At 70.1% G+C, this 21,148-nt stretch carries 10 protein-coding genes; 7 read left to right on the top strand and 3 right to left on the bottom strand.

Annotated features, from left to right (window positions below):
* The first annotated feature begins 65 nt into the window (after positions 1 to 65).
* The 3 genes from ACIRRA_RS24200 to ACIRRA_RS24190 all read left to right on the top strand — a co-directional run bounded on the left by ACIRRA_RS24200 (position 66) and on the right by ACIRRA_RS24190 (position 2,627).
* Positions 66 to 1,292, top strand: a complete 1,227-nt coding sequence (locus ACIRRA_RS24200; RefSeq protein ID WP_402772068.1) for an arylsulfotransferase family protein — start codon at positions 66 to 68, stop codon at positions 1,290 to 1,292.
* Between the two features lie 127 nt (positions 1,293 to 1,419).
* Entirely contained in the window at positions 1,420 to 2,223 is an 804-nt protein-coding gene (locus ACIRRA_RS24195; RefSeq protein WP_354835454.1) for an isoprenyl transferase, read from the top strand.
* Positions 2,220 to 2,627, top strand: a complete 408-nt coding sequence (locus ACIRRA_RS24190; protein WP_364617732.1) for a hypothetical protein — start codon at positions 2,220 to 2,222, stop codon at positions 2,625 to 2,627. Before ACIRRA_RS24195 ends, ACIRRA_RS24190 begins: the two co-directional genes overlap by 4 nt.
* Before the next feature lie 30 nt (positions 2,628 to 2,657).
* Here the strand turns inward: ACIRRA_RS24190 and ACIRRA_RS24185 are convergent, their stop codons facing one another.
* Positions 2,658 to 3,290 (bottom strand): TetR/AcrR family transcriptional regulator, encoded by a 633-nt coding sequence (locus ACIRRA_RS24185; protein ID WP_357004330.1) that lies wholly within the window; start codon positions 3,288 to 3,290, stop codon positions 2,658 to 2,660.
* A gap of 102 nt (positions 3,291 to 3,392) precedes the next feature.
* Between ACIRRA_RS24185 and ACIRRA_RS24180 the strand changes: the two genes are divergently transcribed.
* Entirely contained in the window at positions 3,393 to 4,358 is a 966-nt protein-coding gene (locus ACIRRA_RS24180) for a hypothetical protein (protein WP_402772063.1), read from the top strand.
* A gap of 69 nt (positions 4,359 to 4,427) precedes the next feature.
* Here the strand turns inward: ACIRRA_RS24180 and ACIRRA_RS24175 are convergent, their stop codons facing one another.
* Positions 4,428 to 4,838 (bottom strand): Fur family transcriptional regulator, encoded by a 411-nt coding sequence (locus ACIRRA_RS24175; RefSeq protein WP_402772060.1) that lies wholly within the window; start codon positions 4,836 to 4,838, stop codon positions 4,428 to 4,430.
* A gap of 3 nt (positions 4,839 to 4,841) precedes the next feature.
* Positions 4,842 to 5,237: a metalloregulator ArsR/SmtB family transcription factor gene (locus tag ACIRRA_RS24170; protein WP_040861788.1), complete on the bottom strand. Its 396-nt coding sequence runs from the start codon at positions 5,235 to 5,237 to the stop codon at positions 4,842 to 4,844.
* A gap of 148 nt (positions 5,238 to 5,385) precedes the next feature.
* Here ACIRRA_RS24170 and ACIRRA_RS24165 point away from each other — a divergent pair, with 148 nt between their 5' ends.
* From ACIRRA_RS24165 to ACIRRA_RS24155, 3 genes are all read left to right on the top strand, one after another.
* Complete coding sequence (locus ACIRRA_RS24165) at positions 5,386 to 6,777, top strand: glycine--tRNA ligase (protein WP_402772056.1); 1,392 nt, start codon at positions 5,386 to 5,388, stop codon at positions 6,775 to 6,777.
* Positions 6,778 to 6,965: 188 nt separating this feature from the next.
* Entirely contained in the window at positions 6,966 to 7,676 is a 711-nt protein-coding gene (locus tag ACIRRA_RS24160; protein ID WP_402772053.1) for a DUF6875 domain-containing protein, read from the top strand.
* Between the two features lie 9 nt (positions 7,677 to 7,685).
* Positions 7,686 to 21,101, top strand: a complete 13,416-nt coding sequence (locus ACIRRA_RS24155; RefSeq protein ID WP_402772050.1) for an amino acid adenylation domain-containing protein — start codon at positions 7,686 to 7,688, stop codon at positions 21,099 to 21,101.
* The last annotated feature ends 47 nt before the right edge of the window (positions 21,102 to 21,148 follow it).

Here is a 21,148-nt window from a genome sequence, read left to right as displayed (position 1 = left end):
GCGGGTCCGGATCAGTGAGATTCGATACAGGGCCATCGAACGTTAGGGAGCCTAAAGTTCACGGCGTGTCGGGTTCACCTAATCGAAAGTTCTCGCCGTCGGCCGTCCACCGCCTGCCGGTGACGCTGGCCGTCGCCGCCGTGCTGGCCGTCTCGGCGACCGCGACCGCCGCGGCCCAGCCGGTGCTGCCGAGCTCACCGTTCGGTGGGCTCGCGTACACGGTGAAGGTCGAAAAGCCCGGCGAGAGCGACGGATTCATCTACTACACCACCGGCGTGAGCGCAGCCGCGCTGGTGCCCGGGCTGGGGACCGTGGCGCAGGTGCTGCCGGGCGGAAAGCCCGCGAACGTGATTGCCGACCGATCCGGCAAGGAGATCGAACGCTACGAACCGCCTGCGGGACAGGATGTCTCGAACTTCCGGACGCAGATCTACCAGGGGCGCAAGGTGCTCACCTGGTGGCAGGGCAGCACGGTCGCCGGACACGGCTCGGGCGTGGGGATCATCGCGGACGAGAACTTCAATGTGCTGGCGACCGTCGACCCGGGCGGCGCGGGCGCGGATGTGCACGAATTCCGGCTGACTCCCGACGGGCACGCCCTGCTCACCTCGTATCCGCAGGTCGATGCCGACCTCACGGACATCGGCGGCCCGGCGAACGGGAAGATGTTCGACACCGTGGCCCTGGTGATCGATGTCGCCTCGGGCCGGCAGCTGTTCCGCTGGAGCGCGGCCGAGCATGTGCCGCTGAGTGATTCGGAGACCTCCGGCAAGCTGGCCGGCGACGTTTACGACCCGTATCACATGAACTCGATCAGCCAGGATCCGTCCGGGAATCTGGTTGTGTCCCTGCGCAATACGGCCGCCATCTACGACGTCGACCCCAATACCGGCGATATCCGGTGGCAGCTCGGCGGCAAGCATCCGACCCTGACCGCGGATCCGGACGTGCGGTTCGCCTTCCAGCACGACGCCGAGTTCGCCGACGCCTCGACGCTGCGGCTGTTCAACAACAACTCCAGCGGTGTGGAATCGCGCGGGAAGTCGAGTGTGGAGTGGATCCACATCGACCCGGCCGCGGGGCGCGCCACCCTGGTGCGCGATCAGGAGCACCCGGACGGTCTGGTCACCCCGGCCATGGGCAACGCCCAGGCCCTGCCGAACGGCAACACCCTGGTCAGCTGGGGCATGACGCCCCGCATCTCGGAGTTCACCCCGAGCGGCGAGCTGGTCTACGATGCCGTCCTGCCCTTCGGCAGCTACCGCGCCTACCTCGACAGTCTCCCCAGCTGACCGGCCGGGCGCTCGGCGGCGGGGAAATGCCGGTTTCCCTGCCGCCGTACGCCGTCCGGTGGAGGAAATGTGGAGGTCCGGTGGCAATGGTGTGGGCGCCGTCCGGCGTCGCGGAGCGTCGGGCAGGATGGTGGGCGTGATCGGGAACCGGAAGTCATCGACTGAGCAGCGTGTTGTGCGGCCGCCGTCGCCGCATCCGTCGGGGGCGAAGCCGCCGGCGATTCCGGCGGAGTTCGTGCCCAGGCATGTGGCGCTGGTGATGGACGGCAACGGCCGCTGGGCCCAGGAGCGCGGGCTGCCCCGCACCGCGGGCCACGAGCGCGGTGAGGCGGTGCTCATGGACACCGTCGAGGGCTGTATCGAAATGGGTGTGAAGTGGCTGTCGGCCTACGCCTTCTCCACCGAGAACTGGCGGCGCAGCCCCGACGAGGTGCGCTTCCTGATGGGCTTCAACCGCGATGTGATCCGCCGCCGCCGCGACGAGATGCACGAGATGGGTGTGCGGGTGCGCTGGGCGGGCCGCCGGCCGCGCCTGTGGCGCAGCGTGATCAAGGAATTGGAGATCGCGGAGGAGCTCACCCGGGACAATACGGTGATGACCCTCACCATGTGCGTCAACTACGGCGGTCGCGCCGAGATCGCCGACGCCGCACGGGAAATCGCGCGCCGGGTGGCAGCCGGGGAACTCGACCCGGAGAAGATCACCGAGGCCACCGTGGCCCGCTACCTCGATGAACCCGATATGCCCGACGTGGACCTGTTCCTGCGTCCCTCGGGTGAACTGCGCACCTCCAACTTCCTGATCTGGCAGGCCGCGTACGCCGAATTCGTGTTCCAGGAAACGCTTTTCCCCGATTTCGACCGCCGCAATCTCTGGGACGCCTGCCTGGAGTACGCCAAGCGTGACCGTCGCTTCGGAGGCGTGAAGTGACCGACCAGCTCACCCCCGCCGAGGCGCTCCAGGACCGCGCCCGCGCCCTGCTGCTGCGCTACGGCGTGGAGGTTCGCGAGGAGGACGGCGGCCTCGGCTTCGAATACGAGGGTGCGCTGTGCTCGCTGCGCGGTGTCAACCTCTCGCCCGGCCTGGATGTGCTGGCGCTCATGTGCATCCTGGCCTGGGATCGTCCGGTGAAACCGCAGCTGCACAAGCGGGTCGCCGAACGCAATGCCGCGCTCCAGTTCGGCACGCTCACCGTCGTGTCCCGCGAGAAGCTCGCGGACGTCATCCTGCGCTACACCTTCCCGGCCGCCGGGCTAGAGGACGAGCCCCTGGCCACCATCCTGCTGCTGACCCTCTCCGGCGCGGGCCGTGCCCGCCAGGGCCTGCTGCCCTGACGCCGCTACCCGGTTCCGCCCGGGATCGGTTCAGGCTCGGGCGGATTCGGCCGCGGCATCGGCGGCGCGGCGGTAGTCGGGGAGGATCTCGGTGATGCCGCGCGCGAAGGTGTCGGGGTCGACGTCGCCGAGGATGAGGTGCTGGAGGATGAAACCGGGTAGTAGGCCGAGGAAGATCTTGGCCACCGCGTCGGTGTCGGCGTCCGGGGGGAGCCAGCCGACGTCGCGCATGCGTTCGGCGTAGTCGAACCAGAGGCGGCGGAGGCCGAGGATATTGGTGCGGACGTAGTCGGCGATATTGGCGTCGGTCAGGGCCAGCGACCAGGCCTGCGGGATGATGCGGACCGGCCCGCCGGGGACGCTGAGCCGCACGATGGCCTCGCACATGATGCGGACCAGGTCCGGGGGAGAGGGGAGCGGGTCGCTGTAGACGGCCTCGCTGAGGGCCGCGCGCAGGTCGACGGTGGCGTCGGTGGCGAGGTCCTTGATGATGTCGTCCTTGGACTTGAAGTACCGGTAGACCGCCCCGGCCGACAGTCCGGATTCGGCGAAGACGTCCTGCATGGTGGTGGCGTGCAGTCCCTTGCGGGCGAAGCAGGACTGCGCGGCGTCGAGAATCTGCTGCCGGCGGCGTTCCAGGTGTTCCTCGCTGACTCTGGGCATGGGCCCAAAGTAAAACGAATATCCGTTCTTGACAAGGTGACATCGGGGTGTCAGCCTTGTCCTAATAAAAAGAACGAACCTTCGCTTTCTTTTGGATGAGTCATGAACACAGTGCAACGCTCCCTCGCGCTCGGGCTCGCCGCGGCCGCCATTCAGGCCCTGATGCTCATCGCCTTCGCCTGGCCCGCCGCCCGCGTCGCGCCCCGGGATCTCCCCATCGCGGTCACCGGCCCGCAGGCCGCCGCAGTCGCCCGGCAGCTGACCGATCGTGAGCCGGGCGGTTTCGACATCCGCACCGTCGCAGACGAATCCACCGCTCGCGACGCCATCGAACATCGAGATGTGTACGGGGCCATCCTGACCGGCGGGCAGCCCCGGGTGTTGATCGCCTCGGCGGCCAGTCCGATTGTGGCCCAGCAACTCTCGGCCTTCGCGCAACAGCTGAACGGCGTGCAGGCGGCACCGGTGCAGGACGTGGTCGCCGCCGACGTCCACGACCCGCGCGGAAGCGGTTTCGGCGCAATGGTTCTCCCGCTGGTCATGTCCGGCCTGGCCGGTGGCGTGCTGCTGACCCTGCTGGTGCCGTCGCTACGCGCCCGCGCTCTCGGCCTGGCCGTCTTCGCGATCGCCGGTGGGCTGCTGAGCATGTCGATCGTCCAGGGCTGGCTGCACCTGCTGCCCGGCGCGTACCCGGCCATGGCCGCGATCAGCGGACTGGTGTCCCTCGCCGTCGCCGGAACCGTGGTCGGCCTGGCTGCCGTGCTCGGTCAGGCGGGTATCGGCCTGGGCGCGCTCACCATGCTGCTGGTCGGAAACCCCTTCTCCGGAGCCACCTCCGCGCCCGAGCTGCTGCCCAAGCCGTGGGGCGAGATCGGCCAGCTGCTGCCGCCCGGCGCTGCCGCCACCCTGCTCCGCTCGACGGCCTTCTTCGGCGACGCCGCCATCGCGGGCCCGCTGACGGTCCTGCTGTGCTGGGCCGCAGCCGGTCTCGCCCTGCTGGGCGTGGGTATGGCCCGCACGCGACGGACCGTCCGGGCTCTCGTTCCGGACCTGGTGCCCGCGGCCTGAACTCGCCGCTCGGACGGCAGCGGCCGCGCACCCCTCGCTCGATGAGCAGGGGTGCGCGGCCGCTCGCTGTCAGCTCTTGTGGCAGCAGTTCTGGCAGGTGCCGAAGATCTCCATGGTGTGGCTGATATCGGTGAACCCGTGCTCGGTGGCGATCGAGTCCGCCCAGGCCTCCACGGTCGGTCCCTCCACCTCGACGGTCCGGCCGCACTCGCGGCAGACCAGGTGATGGTGGTGCCCGGTGGAGCACTGCCGGTACACCGATTCCCCGGTGTCGGTGCGCAGCACGTCGACCATCCCGGCGTCGGCGAGCGACTGCAGGGTCCGGTACACCGTGGTGAGCCCGATGCCCTCACCGCGCTTGCGGAGTTCGTCGTGCAGCTCCTGTGCGGAGCGGAATTCGTCGATGTCCGCGAGCAGGGCGGCGATGGCACTGCGCTGGCGGGTGCTGCGGACCCCCACGGTTTTCTCGCTTGTTCCCACGGATCACCCTTCCTCGGCGTGCGCGACCGCGTCGATGACTATGTGTGCGAGATGTTCGTCGACCAGTTCATAGATAACCTCGCGGCCGGTGCGTTCACCGCGCACCACTCCGGCGGACTTGAGGATCCGCAGGTGCTGGCTGATCAGCGGCTGGGTCACCCCGAGAGTATCGACCAGTTCGTGCACGCAGCGCGGAGACTCCCGCAGCTGGAGCACGATGGCGATGCGGACGGGCGCCGCCAGTGCGCGCAACAGTTCTCCGGCGGAGTCCAGAATGGTGCGCGACGGCACGGCCGGCGGCTGGGGAGACCGGTAGGGGTACGGGTCATGGGGGATCGCGGCCGGGGTCTCCGTCGCGACGTGCGAGCGCCGCAGGGGCGCGCCGCTGTCCGTGGTCATCGAACCAACTCCTTATTGGAAACCGATGCCATTCTTATATGCACGTGTACGCATGTCAAACGCGACACGGTGTCAAACCCGTAGCACGCGGCAGATAGTCTGGTCTGAATCCTTTGCAATCTTCCGGACACGGATGGAGAACTGTTCAGTGGCACCCAAGTCGAAGGTGGACACCGTCGCCAATCTCGCCAAGCGTCGGGGTCTCGTGTACCCGAGCGGTGAGATTTATGGCGGAACGAAGTCGGCCTGGGATTACGGACCGCTGGGCGTCGAACTCAAGGAGAACATCAAGCGGCAGTGGTGGCGGTCCATGGTGACCAGCCGCGACGACGTGGTCGGCCTCGACTCGTCGATCATCCTGCCGCGTCCGGTGTGGGTGGCCTCGGGCCACGTCGCGGTGTTCAACGACCCGCTGGTGGAATGCCTCAACTGCCACAAGCGGCACCGGCAGGACCACCTGCAGGAGGCGTACGCCGAGAAGAACAAGATCGACGACCCGGACTCGGTGTCCATGGAGCTCGTCGTGTGCCCCGACTGCGGCACCGTGGGCAAGTGGACCGAGCCCAAGGACTTCAACATGATGCTGAAGACCTACCTGGGCCCGGTCGAATCCGAAGAGGGCATGCACTACCTGCGCCCGGAGACCGCGCAGGGCATCTTCGTGAACTACAAGAACGTCGAGACCACCGCGCGCAAGAAGCCGCCGTTCGGCATCGCGCAGATCGGCAAGTCGTTCCGCAACGAGATCACCCCGGGCAACTTCATCTTCCGTACTCGCGAGTTCGAGCAGATGGAGATGGAGTTCTTCGTCAAGCCGGGCGAGGACGAGCAGTGGCACCAGTACTGGATCGACACCCGCCTGGCCTGGTACACCGACCTCGGCATCGATCCGGAGAACCTGCGCCTGTTCGAGCACCCGAAGGACAAGCTCTCGCACTACTCCACCCGCACGGTGGACATCGAGTACCGCTTCCGCTTCCAGGGCAGCGAGTGGGGTGAGCTCGAGGGCGTCGCCAACCGCACGGACTTCGACCTGAAGACCCATTCCGAGCATTCGGGTACGGATCTGAGCTTCTTCGATCAGAACACCAACGAGCGCTTCATCCCGTTCGTGATCGAGCCGGCGGCCGGTCTGACCCGCTCGCTGATGGCCTTCCTGGTCGACGCGTACCACGAGGAGCAGGTGCCGACGGCCAAGGGCACCATGGAGACTCGCACCACACTGCGCCTGGATCCGCGCCTGGCGCCCGTCAAGGCGGCTGTCCTGCCGTTGTCGCGCAATGCGGACCTGTCGCCGAAGGCCAAGGACCTGGCAGCGCAGCTGCGCCGGAACTGGAATGTGGACTTCGACGACGCCGGGGCGATCGGCCGCCGCTACCGCCGTCAGGACGAGATCGGCACCCCGTTCTGCATCACGGTCGACTTCGACACGCTGGAGGACCAGGCCGTCACGGTGCGTGAGCGGGACTCGATGGCCCAGCAGCGCATCGCTCTCGACCAGGTAGAGGGCTACCTGGCGGCGCGCCTCGTCGGCGCCTGACCCCAGGTTCACAGGAAAGACCGGTCAATGCCTGACCGGTCTTTTCTTTATTCTATTGCCTCGAAATTCGGGGTGGCGGTGCGAAATTGGGTAACCGACTACTCACGTTAACGGCCCATGACCGGCGCACTATTTAAGGAGAGTGGGCAACGGCGCGTCTGCCGTAGCTCGATCATCCGAGGTGAGTCATGAGCGTGCGTGTTATCGGCCCCCGCTCGGGGCTGCAATGGGTCTCATTGGGGGACACCGGATCATCGTGCCCTGCCGCCCGATCCACGGTGGCGGCATTTCGATCATGGGCCGACTCCTATCTGACCCAACCCAGCGACGAACTGGGCCGCGACGGGCCGGTCTGCCCGTATGTACGACCGGCCATGCGGCGAGACCTGATGTGGATGGCGCAGGTTCCAGCGGTGGAGCCGCGGCCGATGTGGGTGCGCGCGATCATCCGTGACGCGCTGGAGGTCTATTCCGGACTGCCCACGGGGAACGGCAGTTCCACTTCTGTGCTGCGTGCATTGATCACCGTATTCCCGAATTTGAAGGATTGTTCGCTGATCGATGAGATCCACGATGAATTCAAGACCAAATTCGTGGAACGCGGCATCATGCTCGGGCAATTCTATCCGGGCTGTGACCAGGAGGGCCTGTGGAACAAGGATTTTCGGCCGTTGGACGCACCGATGCCCATGTTGGTGGTGCGCAGCATGATGACGACCGATTTTCCGTTCCTGCTCGACAGACCGGAGTGGGCCGACGCCTTCGTGCGCAAGTTCGCGCCGGGGCTGCCCGCGCACGTGCGCTCGGTCATGGTGGAGCGCTTGACCTCTCGTCCGGCCTTCGTGCCCGCCTACGAGGTGGGCGCCGTCGACGACGCATCCTGCTCGGCCAGCAGTTAGGCAGTGGTAATGACACGTGAGATCGCGGCGGATCGGACCGCCACCGTCTTCCCGCTCTCCCCGGCTCAGCTGGGGATGTTCTATGCGCAGCAACTGGATCCGGCGGTGCCGCTGTCGGAGGCCCAGTACATCGAGATGCACGGACCGCTGGATATCGCGGTGCTGCGGCTCGTGGGGGCGCAGGCAGCGCGTGAATTCGGTTCCGGTGTCCTGCGATTCGCCGAGATCGAGGATCGGCCGTATCAGGTGGTCGATACCGGGTTGGACGCGACGGTCGGCTTCCTGGACTTCCAGGACCGACCGGACCCTGTTGCGGACGCGCTGGAGTGGATGCGCGCGGATGTGGCGGCGCCGATCGAGCTGTTCGGTGCGGAGACCGGGATATCCACCGTGATCCGGGTCGGCGAGTCCCATCACCTGTGGTACACCAGAGCACACCACCTCCTCATCGATGGATTCGGCTCGATGACCATGCTGTATCGGGTCGCCGAGCTGTACAACGCCGCGGTGCGCGGGCAAACGGCGCCTCCCGGCACCGCGGCCTCGCTGCTGGACGTGCACGAGTCGGAGATGGCGTACCGGGAATCGAGCCGGTACGCCACCGACGAGCGCTACTGGCGCGAGGTCACCGCGGGCATGCCCGACCGGTGCAGCCTGGTCGGGGCCACCGCGCCCGCGAGCGCGCTGGCCCGCGAGGCGCGCGCCCAGCTGGGGGAGCGGACGGCCGCGCGGCTGGCGAGTGCAGCCCGCCGTTTCGACACCAGTTCGGCGGGCGTGGTGATGGCCGCGGTCGCGCTGTACTACGCCCGGCTCACGGCCACCGAGGACGTGGTCCTGAGCCTGCCCGTGTCCGGCCGCACCACCGCGGTGCTGCGGCGTTCCGGCGGCATGATCGCCAATGTGGTGCCGCTGCGGGTGCCGGTGCCGCGCGCGGGACGGGTGGGGGAGGTCCTGGATGCCGTGCGGGTGGCGGCGCCGGGGGCCTTGCGGCATCAGCGTTTCCGCCACGAGGACATGCGGGACGAGGCCGATCGGGACGAGTTCGGACGCGGCATGACCGGGCCGGTCATCAACATCATGATGTTCCCCGCCGGGATCGATTTCGAGGGCGTGGAGTCGAGCCTGCACGTGGTCACCTCGGGCCCGATCGAGGACCTGTTCGTCAACTTCTACCAGCACGGTGCGGGCGCGCCGATCCATGTCGACTTCGCCGCGAATCCGCGCCTGTACGACGAGGATTCGCTGAGCAGGCATCACCGGCGATTCCTCGCCGTGCTGGATTCGCTGCTGGAGGCGGAGGCTGGAACACCGGTCGCGGCACTGGATTACACGGTGGCGGACGAGCAGCCGGTGCTGGCGGGTGCACACGGGGCGGCGGCGCCGCAGCCGAAGCTGCTGCCGGAGATCCTGGCGGACGGCCTGCGCCGCGCCGGACTCGAGACGGTGGCCGTCATGGGCCGCGACCGGCGGCTGACCTACGGCGAGCTGGACGCGCTGTCGAATCGGCTGGCACGCCGGATCGCACGGGCCGGCGCCGCCGAAACCGGGGCCGGGATGCCGGAGACCGCGAACGTCGGACCGGAATCGACCGTGCTGCTGGCACTTCCCCGTTCGATCGAGGCGATGGTCGCGCTGTGGGCGGTGGCCAAGACCGGCGCGGCGTTCGTGCCGCTCGGCACCGCGCTGCCTGCCGACCGCATGGCGCGCATTGCCGCCGAGGCGGGCGCGACGATCGGCCTGACCCTCGCGGAATCGACTGCCGCGCTGCCGGATTCGGTCCACTGGATCACCCTCGACAACCTGCTGGACGAGGACGTGGCGCCGTCCGATCCGCCGCTCACCGCCGAGGAGGTGCGGGGGCGGCCGCGGGTCGGCAATCCGGCGTACGTGGTGTTCACCTCCGGATCGACCGGAGTGCCCAAGGGCGTGGCGGTGACCCATGCCGGATTGGCCGGGCTGGCCGCGGCGGTCGTGGCGGCGTACCGGGTCGGGCCCGGTGCGCGGGTCCTGCAGTGTCTGAACCCGAGTTTCGATGCGTCGGTGCTGGAATGGCTGATGGCGTTCGCGTCGGGCACGACCCTGGTGGTGGCCGAATCGGATCCGGTGGTGGGCGCTGAATTGGCGGGGCTGGTCCGGGATTTCGGCATCACCCAGGTGTGTTCGACACCCGCGGTGCTGTCCACGCTGGAGCCGGGTGCGCTCGACGGGGTGCGCGCGGTGTCCTCGGGCGGGGAGCCGACGCCGCCGGATATCGTGGCGCGCTTCGGGATCGGGCGGGAGCTGCTGAATTCGTACGGTCCCAGCGAGACCACGGTGGCCGTCACCTACACCCGGGGGCTGGTGCCGGGCGTGAATGCCGGGCTCGGCGACCCCATTCCGGGTGCCGGGATGCTGGTGCTGGATCGCTGGCTGCGGCCGGTGCCGATCGGGGTGGCCGGGGAGCTGTACGTGACCGGGCCGGGGGTGGCACGCGGGTACGTCGGCCGTCCCGGGCTGACCGCCGAGAGTTTCGTGCCCGCCCCCTCGGGTCCGGCCGGGGCCCGCATGTACCGCACCGGAGATCTGGTGCGCTGGACCGAGAGCGGCGTGCTCGAGTATGTGGGCCGCGGCGACTTCCAGGTGAAGCTGCGCGGTATGCGGATCGAGCTGGGTGAGATCGACGCCGTGCTCAACACGCACTCGTCGGTGGAGATCGCGGTCACGGTGGCGCGGCTCGGTCCCGGTGGCGGCACCGTACTGGCCGCGTATGTGGTTCCGCACGCCGGTCAGGTGATCACCGAGCCCGAGCTGCTGAATCACGCCACCCACCGCCTGCCGCCGTACATGGTCCCGGCGACCGTCACCGTGCTGGGCGCGTTGCCGCTCACCGCCAATGGCAAGGTGGATCGCCGGGCGCTGCCGGAACCCATGGTGGCGCAACCGATGTCCGGTCGCGCGCCCGCCACCGACACCGAACGCCTGCTCTGCAGCCTGTTCGCGGAGATTCTCGGGACCGAGGCCGGTCCGGACACCTCGTTCTTCGCCCTGGGCGGCGATTCGATCATGGCGATCACGCTGGTGTCGCGCGCTCGCGCTGCGGGCCTGGTCTTCTCCGCCCGTGAGGTTTTCGAGCACCGCACCCCGGCCGCCCTGGCGGCCGTGGTCACCCGGCTGGAGGACCGTCCGCAGCGGCTGCCCGAACTGCCGGGCGGTGGTGTCGGCCGCCTGCCGCTCACGCCGATCGCGGCCTGGCTGCTCGGTCGTCCCGGCTGGCGGCACTTCGCCCAGTCGATGGTGGTCCAGGTTCCGGCCGGGGTCGAACTCCCGGTGCTGCTGCGCGCCGTCCAGGCGCTGCTCGACCGCCATGAGCTGCTCCGCGCCCGCCTGGTCGACACCGACGACGGGCTCCGCTTGGACGTTCCGCCGGCCGATGACATCGAGGCGGCGGCGCTGCTGACACACGACGACTGCGCGGCGGCCGACGTGTCCGGGGCGGCGATCGACCGAGCGCTGACATCGGCCGCCGGTCGGCTGGATCCGCGTGCGGGTGTGATGATCGCACTGAACTGGCTGGACGCCGGTCCGGCGCGGCCGGGCCGGTTGGCGATCGCGGTGCACCACCTGGCCTGTGACGCGGTCTCGTGGCGAATCCTGCTGCCCGACTTGATGTCCGCCTGGACGCAGGCCGCGGCGGGGACGAAACCCGAGCTGCGGGAGACCGGGACCTCGGTGCGCACCTGGGCGTATGCGCTGGAGGCGCTGGCGTCACCGGGCATCCCGAGCGCGCCGGACGATGACTCGGAGGCCGTCGAATTGCCCTGGCCCGCCGGTGAACTCGGGTACTGGCGTGACGTGCTGGCCCCGGACGCCCTGATCGGGCGGCGCAGGCTGGACATGGCGGTGGACACCCATCGGACCGCCCGGCGGATCGATATCGAGGTGCCGGGCGAGGTGTCGGCGGCGCTGATCGCCCGGCTCGCGGGCACCTACCGCTGCGGCGTCGAGGACGCGCTGCTGGCGGCCCTCGCGCTGGCGCTGGCGCGCTGGCGGGACGGGCAGGATGCGGTCGCCGCCGGCACCGTGGTCACGGTCGAGCGGCACGGCCGCGACGAGGCCGCGGTGCCCGGGGCGGACCTGTCGCGGACGGTCGGCTGGTTCACCACGCAGGTGCCGGTGCGGCTGGGACCCGTTGCAGTGGGCGGAGATTCGGGCGCGGCCAGCGTGGACAGCGCGTTGAAGACGGTCAAGGAACAGCTGCGGGCCGTGCCGCGCGGCGGCTTCGGCTACGGGCTGCTGCGCTATCTGAACATGCGGACGGCCCGGGAGCTCGCCGCACTGCCGGATCCGCAGATCGGATTCAATTATCTCGGGCAGATTCCCGAGCTCGCCGTGGGCGATTGGCTGCCGGTCGCGATGAAGGATCGGCTGGGCGGGCTCGCGGATCCGGATATGCCACTGGCGGCGGTCATCTCGGTGGACGCGGTCACGCTGGAGTCGGAGAGCGGGCCGCGGATCCGGGCGGTGTGGCAGTTCGCCGGCCACGCCGTCGCGGCGGGGGACGTGGAAGCGCTGGCGCGGGAATGGCTTTCGGCCGTCGGTGAGATCGCCGAGCTGGTGCGGCGACCCGACGCCGGTGGCCTCACCTCCGCCGATCTGCCGCTGCTGACCGTCGCGCAGCCGGAGATCGAATCGTGGGAGCGGGCTTTCGGCCGTCTCGCCGATGCCTGGCCGCTGACGCCGCTGCAGCGCGGTCTGCTGTTCCAGGCGCAACTGGCCGCGGGCGGCCCGGACGGCTACTCGGTGCAGGCGATCATCGATGTCGAGGCAGACCTCGACCGCGACCGGCTGACGGCCGCCGCCGAGGCGCTGGTCCGCCGCCACGATGTGCTGCGCGCCGGCTTCCTCGCCTCGGATACCGGTGCAGTGCAGGTGATTCCGGCGGAGGTCGCGGTGCCGTGCGCCTATCGGGAGGCTGTCGGCGCCACGCCGGAGGAGCTCGACGAGATCGCAGCGGCCGAACTGCGGGAACCGTTCTCGGTCGACCACCCGCCCCTGATCCGATTCCTGTGCATCGCGGCGGGGGAGCGGCGCTTCCGGCTGGTCATCACCAACCACCACCTGATCCTCGACGGCTGGTCCATGCCGATGCTGTTCGCGGAACTCATCGCCCTCTACGAAACCTCCGGCGACGACACCGGATTCGCGACCCCGGCCCCCTTCCGCATGCACCTCGAGTGGCTGGCCACCCGCGACGACAACCGGGCCCGGGAGGCCTGGGCGCAGTCCCTGTCCGGCCTCGACGGCCCGACCCTGATCGCCCCGGCCGCACCGCGCGCCGACGCCGCGACCGCCCCGGTCGCCCACGAGGTGCCCCTGCCCGACGGGCTGCCGGACGCCCTGCGCCGCACGGCCGCGGCCTGCCAGGTCACCGTCAACACCCTCGTGCAGGTGGCCTGGGCGCTGCTGCTGGCCGAGCAGACCGGCGGCTCCGACATCGTTTTCGGCGCCACGGTGTCCGGCCGGCCGCCGGAACTGCCCGGCGCGGAGCGCATGGTCGGCATGCTGGTCAACACCGTCCCGGTCCGCATCGCCCTGGACCCGGCCGAATCGATCGCCGACCTGCTCACCCGCGTCCAGCGCGAGCAGGCCGCCCTGGCCGACCACCAGCACCTGGGCCTCGATGAGATCCAGGCCGCCACCGGCCTGGGCCCGCTCTTCGACACCGCCACCGTCTTCGAGTCCTACCCGGTGGACGCCGCGACCCTCACCGCCGCCACCCGCCAGGCCGACCTCACCGTCACGTCCCTGCGCGCCCAGGACGGCACCCATTACCCCCTCTCGCTGGCCGCCTACGCCAACAACGGCCTCCGCCTCGAACTGACCCGCTCCCCACACTATTTCGACGCCGATCAGGCCGATGCGCTGGCAGCATCGCTGTCCCGCCTGCTGACCGACCTCACCGGCGACTCGCGCCGCCGCGCCGCCGGGCTGCGCGGCACGGACCCCGACGCGCTGGTCTCGATCCGACCCGGAGCCGAGTCCCGCGAGGTACAGCTCCTCCCGGATCTCCTGTCCGCCAACGGATACCCGGACACACCGGCGATCATCAGCGCCGCATCGCCGACCGACAGTGCGCGCAGCACTGCCGAGCTGACCTACGCCGAGCTGGCCGCCGCGTCGAATCGGTTGGCCCGGAGGCTGATCGAAGACGGCGCCGGGCCCGAGCGGGCGGTGCTGGTGGCCCTGCCGCGATCGGTGATGTCGATGGTCGCGGTGTGGGCCGTTGCGAAGACCGGGGCGGCGTTCGTGCCGGTGGATGTCACGCAACCGGCGGCGCGGACGAGCGCGATCGCCTCGGAATGCGGTGCGGTGCTGGGGATCACCTCGGATCAGGTCACGGATCTGCCCGGCGAGGTGGAATGGTTGCGGCTGGACAGCGATGCGCCGGCCGCCGAGTGCGCGGCGCTGTCCGCCGAGCCGGTCACCGATGCCGACCGGCTCGCGCCCCTGCGCCCGGAGCATGCCGCCTATGTGGTGTTCACCTCGGGGTCCACGGGCACGCCGAAGGGTGTCGTGGTCTCGCACACCGGGCTGGCCAATATGGCGGCGGCCATGGCGGAACGCGGTGGCATCGATCGCGATTCGCGCGTGATGCACTGCCTCAACCTGGCTTTCGATGCGGCCATGCTGGTGTGGATGTCCGCGTTCGCCGCCGGAGCGACGCTGGTCGTCGCACCGCCGGAGGCGAGTGCGGGTGCGGAGCTGGCGGCGGCCATCCGTGCTGGCGCTGCCACCCACCTGACTTGTACGCCGAGCGTGCTCGCGACCCTCGATGCCGCAGACCTGCACGGTGTGCGGACGGTCGTCATGGGTGGCGAACCCTGCCCGCCCGCGCTGGTGACACGTCTGGGCCAGGGTCGCGCGTTCGTGAATTCCTATGGCCCGGCGGAGACCACGATCGCCGCGAGCTTCGGCGACCCGATGACGGCCGGCACCTCGGCCCTGCTGGGCCACCCCGTGCCGGGAGCGTCTCTGCTCGTGCTGGACGCCTGGCTGCGCCCGGTACCGCTGGGCGCGGTCGGTGAACTGTATGTGCGCGGTTCGGGGCTGGCACGTGGCTATGCCGGTCGCGCCGCGCTTTCCGCGAGCCGGTTCGTCGCCGACCCGTTCACCGCCGGGCAGCGCATGTACCGCACCGGTGACCTGATGCGCTGCACCGCGGACGGTTTCGAGTACGCCGGTCGCAGCGACTTCCAGGTGAAGATCCGCGGCATCCGGGTGGAGCCGGGCGAGGTCGACGCCGTCCTGCTGACGCATCCGGGCATCGAGGCCGCGGTGACCGTCGCCCGGCGCAATCCCGCCGGCGCGATGACGCTGTGCTCGTATGTCGCACTGTCGGATCCGGCCTCGGTGCCGGAACTGCTGGCCTGGGCCTCCGGCCGGCTGCCGCGCTACCTGATGCCCGCCGGCCTGCAGGTGCTGCCGGAGCTGCCGCTGACGGCGAGCGGCAAGGTGGACCTGCGCGCCCTGCCCGAACCCCAACTGGTGCAGGCCGAATACGTCGTCCCGGCCGGTGCCGAGGTGGCCATCGCCGAGATTTATGCCGAGGTACTGGGGCTGGATCGCGTCGGTGCTCGCGACGACTTCTTCGCGCTCGGCGGCGATTCGCTCATCGCGACCCGCGTCGCCGCCCGTCTCACCGCCCACCTGGGCCGCACCGTTCCGGTCCGCTCGCTCTTCGAGGCCCCGGTGATCGCCGACCTGGCCGTGCGGCTGTCTGCCGCCGAGATCGACACCGCCGCACCCGCTCTCACCAGGACCGAGCGCACCGACCTGATCCCGCTCTCCCCGGCCCAGCAGCGCATGTGGTTCGTCAATCGCTACGACCCCGCCTCCCCGGCCTACAACGTTCCGGTGGCGCTGCGTCTTTCGGGCCACCTGGACCGGGACGCCCTGCGCGCCGCGCTGCGGGATGTACTGGCCCGCCACGAGACGCTCCGCACGGTCTACCCCGATATCGACGGCGTCGGCATGCAGCGGGTGCTCCCCGCCGAGGACGTCCCCCTCGACCTCGAACCGGTGCCGGTGTCCCTCGCCCGGCTACCCGAGGTCGTCGCGGACACCGTCGGCCGTGGGTTCGATGTCACCGCGGCGGTGCCGCTCCGGGTCCAGGTGTTCATTGTCGGCGATCACGAAATGAGCTCGGCCGCAGCCAGTTACGGCCCGCGCGCCATGACGGACGGCCAATTCGAAGAACACGTGGTCGTGCTGGTGGCGCATCACATCGCGATGGACGGCTTCTCGATGGCCCCGCTGACCCGCGATGTGGCCGCCGCCTATGCGGTGCGGGCCGCTGGGCAGGCGCCGGCGTGGGAGCCGCTGCCCGTCCAGTACGCGGATTACACGCTGTGGCAGCGGGATCGGCTCGGCTCCGAGGCGGACACGGACTCGCTGGCGGCCCGGCAGCTCGAATACTGGTCGGATACCCTCGCCGGGGTGCCGGATCATCTGGAGCTGCCGGCGGATCGGCCGCGTCCGGCCCGCGCCTCGCATCGGGCGGCCGAATGCACCGCCCGCGTGGACCGGGACCTGACCGCCGCGATCGACCGCTGCGCCCGCGCGCATCGGGCGACCCCGTTCATGGTGGTGCACGCCGCACTGGCCGTGCTGCTGTCCCGCCTCAGCGGCACCGCCGACGTGGTGGTCGGCACCCCGGTCGCGGGGCGCGGCGTGCGCGAACTCGACGACCTGGTCGGCATGTTCGTGAACACGCTGGTGCTGCGCACCGGTGTCCGCCCGGAGGAGGGTTTCGCCGCGCTTCTCGATCGGGTGCGGGACACCGATCTCGCCGCCTTCGAACACGCGGACGTGCCGTTCGAGCGGCTCGTGGAGGTGCTGGCCCCGGCCCGGTCGGAGTCCCGGCACCCGCTCGTCCAGGTCATGCTGGTGTTCCAGAACCTGGCCATGCCGGAGCTCCAGCTGCCCGGGCTGACCGTGTCCCCGCTCGAATTGCCGCAGACCAACAGCCGTTTCGACCTGAGCCTCACGGTCATCGGCGACACCGACGGCATGGAACTGCGCTGCTGCTACGCCACCGACCTCTTCGATGCGTCGACCATGGCGGACTTCACCGGCCGACTGGTGCGCGTGCTGGCCGAGATCACGGCCGAACCCGCCCGCCCGGTCGGCGATCTTCCCCTGCTCACCGCCGCAGAGCACGAGCGGCTGCACGCGGTCGCGGAACCTGTCGCGTCCCCGCGCATGCTGGCCGACCTCATGGCCGACGCGGTCGCGGCGAACCCGGACGGCCTCGCCGTCCTCTGCGGGGACCGCCGGCTCACCTACCGTGAGCTCGACGCACGGGCCGAGCAGCTGGCGCGGCGGCTGACCGCGGCCGGCGCCGGACCGGAGACACTGGTGGCCGTGGGCATTCCGCGGTCCATCGAATCGGTGCTGGCGGTCTGGGCCGTCGCGCGGACCGGGGCGGCCTTCGTCCCGGTGGATCCGGCCTATCCGCCGGATCGGATCGCCCGGATCATCGACGTTTCGGGGGTATGTCTCGGTCTCACCGTGCGCTCGCAGTGGGACCGACTTCCGGGCACGGTGGAGTGGTGGTGCCTGGACGACCGTGACACGGAGGAGTATCCGGTCGCGGTTCATGAAATCAGCAGGAACACAGCCCATCCGGCGTACGTCATCTTCACCTCGGGATCGACGGGCGCACCCAAGGGGGTTGTGGTCTCCCACGCGGGTCTGGCGAATCTCGCTGCCGCGCAGCAGGACCGGGATGCACTCACCTCGGAATCCCGGGTCCTGCACGTCGCGTCACCGAGTTTCGACGCCTCCGTCGTGGAACTGCTGATGGCGGTGGGCGCGGCCGCCACCTTGGTGATCGCGCCCCCCACCGTCTTCGCCGGACCCGAGCTCGGCGAACTGCTCGCACGCGAACGGGTTTCGCACATCGCGCTCACGCCCTCGGCGCTGTCGACCGTGGATCCGTCCGGCCTGGACGATCTGCGCCTGATCGTCACCGGCGGCGAACCGTGCCCGCCGGAACTGGTCACCGCGTGGGCGGCCGAGGGCCGCAACCACTTCAACGACTACGGGCCTACCGAGGCCACGGTGACCGCCACCGGCGCGCCCGTACATCCCGGTGCGCCGATCACCATCGGCCGGGCCGCGCCCGGCATGCGGGCCCTCGTCCTCGACGACCGGTTGCGCCCGGTCCCGGACGGCGTGGTCGGCGAACTGTATCTCGCGGGAATCGGGTTGGCGCGCGGCTATTTCGGCCGCTACGACCTGACCGCCGCCCGGTTCGTGGCCGACCCGCACGGCCCGGCCGGCCGGCGCATGTACCGCACCGGCGACCTGGTACGGCGTCGCGACGGGAACCTGGAATACCTGGGCCGCACCGACACCCAGGTCAAACTGCGCGGCCTGCGCATCGAGCTGGGTGATGTCGAGGCCGCGCTGGCCGCGGAGCCCACGGTCGCGCGCGTGGTCGCGGTGGTCCGCGACGACGGGCGCGGCGGCATGCTCGCCGCCTACGTGGTCGCCGCGGACGGCACGGAACCCGATCCCGTGGCTCTGAAGAAGGCGGCCGCGCAACGACTCCCGTCCTACATGGTGCCGTCCGCCATCACGGTGCTGCCCGATCTGCCGCGCACCGCCAACGGCAAACTGGACCTCGATGCCCTGCCCGCACCGCAGCTGGTGGCCGGGGAGCAGCGACCGCCGGAGGGGCCCGCCGAGACGGCGGTGGCGGCGGCCTTCGCCGAGGTCCTCGGCGTCGACCAGGTCTGGCGTGACGACGATTTCTTCGCCCTCGGCGGCAATTCGCTCATCGCCACCCGGGTGGTGGCGCGGCTCGGCGCGGCACTCGACACGGCCATCCCGGTGCGCGCCCTGTTCGACGCCCCGACGGTGGCCGAGCTGGCGGCGCTCGTCGCCTCCGGCGGCGCATCGGATCGTCCGCGCCCGGGACCGCGCCCGCGTCCGGAGCGCGTCCCGTTGTCGGCGGCACAGCAGCGCATGTGGTTCCTCAACCGCTACGACCCCGCCTCGCCGCTCTACAACATCCCGGGGGCCTTCGAAATCACTGGTGCACTGGATATTTCAGTGCTGCACGAGGCGCTCGACGATGTCGTCGCCCGGCACGAGACACTGCGCACCATCTATCCGATCGGGGCGGACGGGCGTCCGTACCAGCAGATCCTGCCCGCGACAGCGGGTTCGCTGCCGATCACCGAACTCGAGGTCGCGGAGGCGGATATCGCGGCGGCCCTGATCGCCCAGCTGTCCCGCGGCTTCGACATCACCCGCGAGACGCCGCTGCGGGTCTGCGTGCTCCGCGTCGCGCCGGACCGCACGGTGCTGGCCATGGCCGTGCACCACATCGCGGCCGACGGCTGGTCCATGGCCCCGCTGGCCCGGGATGTCATGTACGCCTTCGTCGCTCGCTCGAGCGGGGTGGCGCCCGAGTGGATTCCGCTCCCGCTGCAATACGCCGACTACGCGCTGTGGCAGCACGAACTGCTCGGCTCCGACCGCGATCCCGGCAGCCTGGCCAGCCGTCAGCTCGAGTTCTGGCGCACCACCCTGGCCGGTGCGCCCGAGGTTCACGCGTTGCCCACCGACCGCCCGCGCCCGGAGGCTCCGTCCGGATCCGGCGACCGCATCGAATTCACCGTTCCCGCAACGGTTCACGACCGCATCCAGGTACTTGCCCGCAGCCACGGTGCCAGCCCGTTCATGGTGGTGCACGCCGCACTGGCCGTCCTGCTGGCGCGGCTGTCCGGCCGGACCGATATCGCCATCGGCTCGGTGGTCGCCGGCCGTGGCGACGGCGAATTCGACGACCTGGTCGGCATGTTCGTCAATACCGTGGTCCTGCGCTCGCAGCTCGATCCCGCCGCCGGCTTCGCCGACACCCTCGATGCCGTGCGGCAGGCCGACCTGGCCGTCTACGGCAATATGGACCTGCCGTTCGAGCGGCTGGTGGAGGCGCTGGCCCCCGCTCGCTCCACGGCGCACCACCCGCTGTTCCAGGTGCTGCTCGCCTTCCAGAACCTGCGGACCGAGGCAACCACGCTGCCCGGCTTGGAGATTCGGCCGCTGGAGGCGCCCGCACCCGGATCCAAGTTCGACCTGGAATGGATGCTGGCCGAACAGTTCGGGACGGCGGGGGAACCGGCGGGCATCACCGCCTCCCTCACCTTCACCACCGACCTGTTCGATCGCGGTACCGCCGCCACCATGGTCGACGGCTTCCTCGCGCTCCTGGACGCGGCGACCGCTTCCCCGATGAAGGCGATCGGCACGCTCGCCGTGACGCCTGCCGAGGGGACCCCACTGCCCGCGCTCACCGTGCATCCCCAGGACGAAGCCGCCGCCGTGGTGAATCCGCGGACCGCCCCCGCCCGCCGGGCCTACCGCGCCCCGCGGACCGACGCCGAACGCACCATCGTCGACGCCTTCGAGACTGTGCTGGAATCCCCGCGAATCGGCGTGGACGACAACTTCTTCGACATCGGCGGCAACTCCATGGGCGCGGTCCGCCTCGTCACCCTGGTGCGCGAGCACACCGGTATCTCCATGCCCCTGCAGTGGATGTTCCTCGACCCGACGCCGGCCGCGCTGGCGGAGCGCCTGGTCGAGGCCGCCGACCAGCCGGGGGTGGAGGCGTCCATGCGGGTGCTGCTGCCGATGCGCCCGCAGGGCGACGCGCCGGCCCTGTTCTGCGTGCACCCGGCCATCGGACTGGCCTGGTGCTACGGCGGATTGGTGCAGTACATCGATGGTGACCGCCCCATCTACGGCATCCAGTCGCCGGGCGTCACCGACGGCGGCACCGCCGACCGCACCGTGCGCGGGCTGGCCGTCCGGTACGTCGAGGAAATCCTCCACGTCCAGCCCGAGGGCCCATACCACCTGCTCGGGTACTCGGCGGGCGGGCCGCTCGCGCACGCCATGGCCGTCGAATTGCGCCGCCGCGGTGCGGAGGTGCCGTCGCTGGTCATGATCGACTCGCGCGCCGACGTCGCGGTGCCCGACGACAGCGCCCTGCCGCCGCTGTCGATGCTGCTGGCCGAATTCGGCGGCATCGACATCCCGCCGGAGCTCGAGCACCTCACGCCCGCCCAGGCGGCGGATCTGCTGGCGGCGTCCGGAATCACCTTCACCGCAACCGAACTGGAGAACTTCTACAGCGATCTGCAACACCTGCTGCGCCAGATCGCGGCCCACGAGCACGAGGTATTCGACGGCGACCTGCTCTTCTTCGCCGCCGCCCACAACCCGGACCCCAACCCGAACGTGACCACCTGGCGGCCCTACATCGGCGGCAGCATCCAGGATCGGCCGCTCCCGTACAGCCACAACGAGATGATCACCGCCCAGGCGCTGGCCGTCATCGGACCCCTCGTGGACGCCTACCTGCGGCGGTGATGCCGCGCAAAGCGCGCGATCTCGCGCCGCCGCTGGGGAAGAATGGC

The organism is Nocardia sp. NPDC101769, assembly GCF_044766925.1.
GTDB lineage: Bacteria > Actinomycetota > Actinomycetes > Mycobacteriales > Mycobacteriaceae > Nocardia.
Note: the sequence above shows the minus strand (reverse complement) of the source record. Positions and strands in the feature narration are given on the sequence as shown.

What these genes read in the sequence shown, in the direction of transcription:
- ACIRRA_RS24155 (WP_402772050.1), top strand. Translation starts at nt 7,686, where the DNA reads ATGACACGTGAGATCGCGGCGGATCGGACCGCCACCGTCTTCCCGCTC.
- ACIRRA_RS24185 (WP_357004330.1), bottom strand. Translation starts at nt 3,290, where the DNA reads ATGCCCAGAGTCAGCGAGGAACACCTGGAACGCCGCCGGCAGCAGATT.
- ACIRRA_RS24160 (WP_402772053.1), top strand. Translation starts at nt 6,966, where the DNA reads ATGAGCGTGCGTGTTATCGGCCCCCGCTCGGGGCTGCAATGGGTCTCA.
- ACIRRA_RS24180 (WP_402772063.1), top strand. Translation starts at nt 3,393, where the DNA reads ATGAACACAGTGCAACGCTCCCTCGCGCTCGGGCTCGCCGCGGCCGCC.
- ACIRRA_RS24170 (WP_040861788.1), bottom strand. Translation starts at nt 5,237, where the DNA reads ATGACCACGGACAGCGGCGCGCCCCTGCGGCGCTCGCACGTCGCGACG.
- ACIRRA_RS24195 (WP_354835454.1), top strand. Translation starts at nt 1,420, where the DNA reads ATGGTGGGCGTGATCGGGAACCGGAAGTCATCGACTGAGCAGCGTGTT.